At 69.5% G+C, this 1673-nt stretch carries 1 protein-coding gene; it reads right to left on the reverse strand.

Features of this window, described 5'->3' with window-relative positions; genetic code table 11:
- Positions 1 to 44: 44 nt before the first annotated feature.
- On the reverse strand, positions 45 to 1412 hold the full coding sequence (locus tag G6027_RS12445) for a cytochrome P450 (RefSeq protein ID WP_182637452.1): 1368 nt from the start codon (positions 1410 to 1412) through the stop codon (positions 45 to 47).
- Positions 1413 to 1673: the final 261 nt, after the last annotated feature.

Consider the following 1673-nt stretch of genomic DNA (forward strand, 5'->3'; position numbering starts at 1 on the left):
GCGGGGCGGGGCGGGCGAGGGTGCGGGCGAGTCGCCGGGTCAGCTCAGCCGGTGCGGGCCGGCGTGAGCGGCCGCAGGGACACCGGGAGCCCGTCCCCGGGGAACGGCAGCGAGTCGTTCTTCATGGGCGGGACGTAGTCCAGCGGCACGGACCACTCGAAGTGCCGGAGCAGCGCGCTGAGGACGAGCTTGGACTCCAGGTTGGCGAAGATCATGCCGAGGCACTTGTGCACCCCGCCGCCGAAGGGCTCCCAGGCGTAGCGGTGGGACTTGTCCTCGCGCCTGCCCTCGGTGAACCGCTCGGGGTCGAAGAGTTCCGGGTCGGTCCAGTACTCGGGCATGTGGTGCGACAGAAGTGGCATCACCGAGACGAGCCGGCCGGCCGGGATCTTGACCCCCAGCACCTCGGTGTCCTTGACCGCCCTGCGGGCCAGTACCGGTACCGGCGGGTGCAGTCGCAGCGTCTCCTTCATCACCAGGTCCAGGTCCGTGAGGCCCTCCAGCTCGGTGAGAGTCGGCGAGGGGCCCAGCTCCAGACACTGCCGCCGGCAGCGTTCCTGCCATTCACGGTCACGGCCGAGTTCGTAGACCATCGAGGTCACGGTGCTGGTCGTGGTGTCGTGCGCGGCCATCAGGAGGAAGATCATCTGGTTGATGATGTCGTCGTCGTCGATCCCGCCGGAGGCGTCGGCGACCTGACACAGAGCCGAGAACAGGTCCTCGCCGGGGTTCGCGCGGCGGGCGGGCAGGTGCCGGCGGAGGAACTCCTCCAGCAGGCGACGGCCGCGGGCGGCGCGGCCCCACTTGGTGAACGGCAGCGAGGTGGAGCGGATGTAGCCGTTGGCGGCCTGGACGCAGTCCACGAAGGCGGTGTTGACCCGCTCGATCTCCCCGGGTTCGGCGTATTCTGCGCCGCCCATGAACACCTCGGTGGCCAGATCGAGCGTGTGCGACTTGAGCGCCGGGTAGATCTCGAACGCGCGATCGGGGGTCCAGCCCGAGATGCCCTGCTCAACCAGCGGGGCCAGGGTACGGGCGTACCCCTCCAGGCGGGGGCGGGTGAACGCCTCCTGCATGAGGTGTCGGTAGTGGTGGTGTTCGGCGAAGTCCAGGAGCATCAGCCCGCGGTCGAAGAACGGGCCGACGAGATATCCCCAGCCGGGCCCGTTGGCGAACGCCTTGTCGGCGTTCTGCAGGGCGATCTGGCACGCGTCGGGGCCGATCAGCGCGGTCCAGGTGGCGCCGAGGAAGCTCAGCTCGGAGACCGGTCCGTGGTCGCGGTACCGACGGGCCATCGTGGCCAGTGGATTCTCGACGTATTCGAGGGTCCCGCCCAGGATCGGCAGGTGGGAGCGGAGGGGGGCCGGGCCCGGCCGGTAGACCGGATCGCGCGGATCGCCATCGATTGACATACTGCACCTCTTTGTCGGGGTACCTCCAGTCTGTGACAGCACTCACATCCTGTCAGCCGAATAGCGAAACCGACAGTGTCGTTTCTCCGATTTCCTCGCGCCTGGTTCCCATCTCGGGGTCGCGGGGCGGCGGGTGGCAGGTGCCGTGATCAGGCGCGGGCGACGAGCGCGGCCACGTCCACTCCGTCCGGGAGTGCGCCGTACTCGGCGGAGCGTTCGTCGCCGAGCCTGGCCAGGCAGAACGCCTCGGCGACCGCCGCC

Origin of the sequence: Dietzia sp. SLG310A2-38A2, from assembly GCF_014145095.1 — a bacterium.
Taxonomy (GTDB): domain Bacteria; phylum Actinomycetota; class Actinomycetes; order Mycobacteriales; family Mycobacteriaceae; genus Dietzia.

Bases quoted from the DNA above. Each gene is read 5' to 3' on its own strand.
- G6027_RS12445 (WP_182637452.1), bottom strand. From the start codon at position 1,412: ATGTCAATCGATGGCGATCCGCGCGATCCGGTCTACCGGCCGGGCCCG.